General features: G+C 77.1%; 5 protein-coding genes. 3 read left to right on the top strand and 2 right to left on the bottom strand.

What is annotated here, in order from left to right; genetic code table 11:
* Nucleotides 1-44 precede the first annotated feature (44 nt).
* Together cbiE and cobM are read left to right on the top strand one after the other, a co-directional pair.
* On the top strand, nucleotides 45-1220 hold the full coding sequence (gene cbiE / locus E1298_RS44460) for a precorrin-6y C5,15-methyltransferase (decarboxylating) subunit CbiE (protein WP_131903400.1): 1176 nt from the start codon (nucleotides 45-47) through the stop codon (nucleotides 1218-1220).
* Complete coding sequence (gene cobM, locus E1298_RS44455; RefSeq protein ID WP_131903399.1) at nucleotides 1217-1957, top strand: precorrin-4 C(11)-methyltransferase; 741 nt, start codon at nucleotides 1217-1219, stop codon at nucleotides 1955-1957. The genes cbiE and cobM overlap by 4 nt, the downstream gene beginning before the upstream one ends.
* 65 nt (nucleotides 1958-2022) lie before the next feature.
* Here the strand turns inward: cobM and E1298_RS44450 are convergent, their stop codons facing one another.
* Entirely contained in the window at nucleotides 2023-3060 is a 1038-nt protein-coding gene (locus E1298_RS44450) for a cobalt-precorrin-5B (C(1))-methyltransferase (protein ID WP_131903398.1), read from the bottom strand.
* 17 nt (nucleotides 3061-3077) lie between these two features.
* On the opposite strand from E1298_RS44450, the gene E1298_RS44445 reads away from it, so the two are divergent.
* Nucleotides 3078-3815, top strand: a complete 738-nt coding sequence (locus E1298_RS44445) for a cobalt-precorrin-6A reductase (protein ID WP_131903397.1) — start codon at nucleotides 3078-3080, stop codon at nucleotides 3813-3815.
* Here the strand turns inward: E1298_RS44445 and cobJ are convergent.
* Nucleotides 3803-4540 (bottom strand): precorrin-3B C(17)-methyltransferase (cobJ, locus tag E1298_RS44440; protein ID WP_131903396.1); only part of this gene is annotated, 738 nt, incomplete at its 5' end. The genes E1298_RS44445 and cobJ overlap by 13 nt on opposite strands.

Genomic DNA, 4540 nt, shown 5'->3' with positions numbered 1-4540 from the left:
GCTCCGGCCCCGCTGACCCCGGCCCCGCCGACTCCGGTCCGAAGATGCCCCACGTCACCGTCGTCGGGATCGGCGCGGACGGCTGGGACGGCCTGGCCGGGCCCGCGCGCGAGGCGCTCCGGTCCGCCGAGGTCGTGCTGGGCGGCGCCCGGCAGCTCGGGCTGCTCCCCGATCTGCCGGGCGAGCTGATCCGGTGGCCGTCGCCGATGCTGCCCAACCTGCCCGGCCTGCTCTCCCGGCACCGCGACCGTCGCGTGGCCGTCGCGGCGAGCGGCGACCCGATGTTCTACGGCGTCGGGACGGTGCTCGTCCGGCTGCTGGGCGCCCGCCGCGTCCGGGTCCTGCCGCACGCGTCGTCGGCGTCGCTGGCCTGCGCGCGGCTCGGCTGGCCGGTGCAGGAGACCGAGGTCGTCAGCGCTGTGGGGCGCCCGCTCGCCGCGCTGAGCGCCGTGCTGGCACCGGGCCGCCGGGTGCTCGTGCTGTCGGCGGGCGCCGGGACGCCCGCCGAGGTCGCGGCCCTGCTGGACGAGCGCGGGTTCGGCGGCAGCGAGGTGACCGTCCTGGAACGGCTCGGCGCCCCCGACGAGCGTGTGGGGCCGATCCGCGGCGATCTGGACGCGCTCAACATCGTGGCCGTCCACTGCCGGGGGACGGGCGCCCTGCCCTCCGTCCCGGGCCTGCCGGACGAGGCGTACGGCCACGACGGGCAGCTCACCAAGCGGGAGGTCCGCGCGATCACCCTCGCGCGCCTCGCCCCCGTCCCCGGCGAGCTCCTGTGGGACGTGGGCGGCGGCTCGGGCAGCATCGGCATCGAGTGGATGCGCGCCCACCGGTCGTGCCGGGCTGTCGCCGTCGAGGGCCGGGCGTCCCGCGCGGAACGGATCGGGGCCAACGCCGCGTCCCTCGGCGTGCCGGGCCTGCGCGTGGTCGTCGGCCGCGCCCCGGACGCCCTCGGCCCGCTGGACGCCCCAGACGCGATCTTCGTCGGCGGCGGGGTCACCGCGCCCAACATGGTCGAGACGTGCTGGGCGGCGCTCAAGCCGGGCGGGCGCCTGGTGGTGAACGCCGTCACCGTCGAGTCCGAGCGCGTCGTCGCCGACGCCCACGCCCGGCTCGGCGGCGACCTGACCCGGATCGCGATCAGCAGGGCCGCGCCGGTCGGCGGGTTCACGGGATGGAGGCCGATGATGCCGGTGACGCAGTGGGCGGTGACGCGATGACGGTGCACTTCATCGGCGCCGGGCCCGGGGCCGCCGACCTGATGACCGTGCGGGGGCGCGACCTGGTCGCCGCGTCGCCGGTGTGCCTGTACGCGGGCAGCCTCGTCCCGCCGGAGGTGCTGGAGTGGTGCCCGCCGGGCGCCCGCCGGGTGGACACGGCGAGGATGGTCCTGGACGACATCGTCGCCGAGCTGGTGGACGCCCACGCCCGGGGCCTGGACGTGGCGCGGCTGCACTCGGGCGACCCCTCGGTGTTCAGCGCGATGGCCGAGCAGATGCGCCGCCTCGACGCGGCCGGCGTCCCCTACGACGTGACGCCGGGCGTCCCGGCGTTCGCCGCGGCCGCCGCCGCGCTCGGGCGGGAGCTGACCGTCCCGGAGGTCGCGCAGACGGTCGTGCTCACGCGGACCTCGGCCCGCGCGACCCGCATGCCGCCCGGCGAGGACCTCGCCACGCTCGGGCGGAGCCGCGCCACGCTGGTGCTGCACCTGGCCGTCCAGCGGATCGACGCCGTGGTCGGCGAGCTCGTGCCGAACTACGGCGCGGACTGCCCGGCGGCGGTCGTCGCCCGCGCGTCCCGTCCGGACGAGGTGGTCCTGCGGGGGACGCTCGCCGACATCGCCGCCCAGGTCCACGAGGCGGGGATCACGCGCACGGCCGTGATCATCGTCGGGTCCGTCCTCACCGCCGAGGGCTTCACCGACAGCCACCTCTACTCGCCCGCCCGCTGCCGCTGACCCTTCCCTCTCACTTGCGGCGAAGCCGCCGGGGGTCTGGGGGTCCGCCCCCAGGGGCAACACAGTCAGGGGCCGGCGCGGCCGACGATCGTCCCGGCCCGGTCGATGACGACCACGTCGACCAGCACCGGGGCGCCGCGGAGGACGCCCAGGGCCGTGTCGCGGGCGCGGGCCGCCACCAGGTCGCCCAGCGGGACGCCCGCTCGCCGGCAGATCTGCAGGGCGTCCAGGGCGGTGTTGGCTCCGCGCACCCGCTCGGCGGCCTCCGGGTCGGCGATCATCGAGGCCAGGAAGGCGAAGTCGACCTGCGAGCGCTTGGAGTGCAGGTCGAGATGGCCCGCCGCGAGCTTGGCGAGCTTCCCGATGCCGCCCGCGACCGTCAGCCTCGGCACCGGATGCCGCCGCAGGTACTTCAGGACGGCGCCCGCGAAATCGCCCATGTCGAGCAGCGCGTCCTCCGGCAGGCCGTGGAGCTCGGCGGCGACCCTCTCGGACGTGCTGCCCGTCGCGCCCGCGACATGGGCGCGCCCCGCCGCGCGCGCGACGTCGATGCCGCGGCGGATGCTGTCGATCCAGGCCGAGCACGAGTACGGGACGACGATCCCGGTGGTCCCGAGGATGGACAGCCCGCCGAGGATGCCGAGGCGCGGGTTCCACGTCCGGCGCGCCAGCTCCTCGCCGCCGTCCACGGAGATCTCCACGACCACGTCGGCGCCGCCGAGGACGTCCCGCATCATCCGGCGCGGGACCGGGTTGATCGCGGGCTCCCCCACCTCCAGGGGCAGCCCCGGGCGGGTGACCGTCCCGACGCCCGGGCCGGCGCGGAACACCACTCCGCTCCCCCGCTCCCCGTGCCGCACGGTCGAGCGGACGAGGGCGCCGTGCGTGACGTCCGGGTCGTCCCCGGCGTCCTTGACGATGCCGGCGGTGGCCGACCCGGCGCCGAGCTCCTCGACGGCCAGCGCGAACGCGGGCCGCTGCCCGCGCGGCAGGGTGATCTCGACCGGGTCGGGGAACTCCCCGGTCAGCAGCGCGGTGTAGGCGGCCTTGGTCGCGGCCGTCGCGCACGCGCCGGTCGTCCATCCGTAACGGAGCCCGCTCACGCGCCTAGCATGCTCTCGTGACCAAGCGCGTACTGCTGCTGGGGGGCACCGGCGAGGCCAGGCGGCTGGCCGGGCTCCTGGACGCCGACCCGTCCTACGAGGTGATCAGCTCGCTGGCGGGCCGGACCGCCGCGCCCGGCCTGCCGCCCGGCCGCACCCGCGTCGGCGGTTTCGGCGGCCCGGACGGCCTGGCCGCCTGGCTGCGGGACGAGGGCGTCGACGCCGTGGTGGACGCCACGCACCCGTTCGCGGCCCTGATGACCGCCTCCGCCGTCGCGGCCGCCGGGCGCACCGGCGTCCCGCTGCTCGTCCTGCGCCGCCCGGGCTGGACGAGCGGGCCCGGCGACGACTGGCGCCGCGTCCCCACCCTGGAGGACGCCGCCGCGAGCCTGCCCGGCGAGCGGGTGTTCCTGACCACCGGCCGCAAGAACCTCGCGGCGTTCGCGGGCGACGCGCGCCGATGGTTCCTGGTCCGCTCGGTCGACCCGCCCGAGCCGCCCGTCCCGCCGCGGATGGAGACCGTCCTGGCGCGCGGGCCGTTCACCGTGGACGAGGAACTGGCGCTGATGCGCTGGCACGCGGTCGACACCCTCGTCACCAAGGACAGCGGCAGCGCGATGACGGCCGCCAAGCTCACCGCCGCCCGCACGCTGGGCCTGCCGGTCGTGATGGTCGACCGGCCGCCCGCGCCGCACGGCGTCCCCATCGCGGCGTCCGTCGGCGAGGCGATGGCGTGGCTGGCTCATGACGGGTAGCGGCGGGGGGTGAACACGGTGGTGCGGCCGTCGCCGCGCTCGGCCACCCGCGTCTCGGACGAGCCGACCAGCAGCAGGCAGCGCATGTCCACGCCGTCCGCGCTCAAATCGGCGAGCCGGACGACCCGGACGCTCTCCTCCGGGCCGCCGACGTCGCGTCCGATGACGACGGGGGTGTCCGGCGAGCGGTGCTCCAGCAGCACGTCGCGGGCCCTGGCCACCTGCTCGGTGCGGGTCCTGGAGGCCGGGTTGTAGATCGCGATCACCAGGTCGGCCGCCGCCGCGGCCGCCAGCCGGGACGCGATGACCTCCCACGGCTTCAGCCGGTCCGACAGCGACAGCACGCAGTAGTCGTGGCCGAGCGGCGCCCCGGCCCGGGACGCGACCGCGTTCGCCGCGGTCAGGCCCGGCAGGACGCGCACCGGGATGTGCTTCCAGCGGTCCTCGGCGGCGACCTCCAGGACCGCCGCGGCCATCGCGAACACGCCCGGGTCGCCGGACGACACCACCGCGACCCGGCGGCCCCGCTCGGCCAGCGCCAGCGCGAACTCCGCGCGCTCCGACTCGACGCGGTTGTCGGAGGCGTGCCGGGCCTGCCGGGGGTTGGCGGGCACGCGGGCCAGGTACGGGGCGTAGCCGACGAGGTCGTCCGCCGCCGCCAGGGCGTCCTGCGCCTGCGGCGTCAGCCACTCGCGGCCCGCCGGCCCGAGCCCGACGATCGTGAC

Source organism: Actinomadura rubrisoli, from assembly GCF_004349215.1.
GTDB lineage: Bacteria > Actinomycetota > Actinomycetes > Streptosporangiales > Streptosporangiaceae > Spirillospora > Spirillospora rubrisoli.
The sequence above is the reverse complement of the archived record's forward strand: the minus strand, read 5'-3'. Positions and strand labels throughout refer to the sequence as shown.

What these genes read in the sequence shown, in the direction of transcription:
- cobM (WP_131903399.1), top strand. Translation starts at nt 1,217, where the DNA reads ATGACGGTGCACTTCATCGGCGCCGGGCCCGGGGCCGCCGACCTGATG.
- cbiE (WP_131903400.1), top strand. Translation starts at nt 45, where the DNA reads ATGCCCCACGTCACCGTCGTCGGGATCGGCGCGGACGGCTGGGACGGC.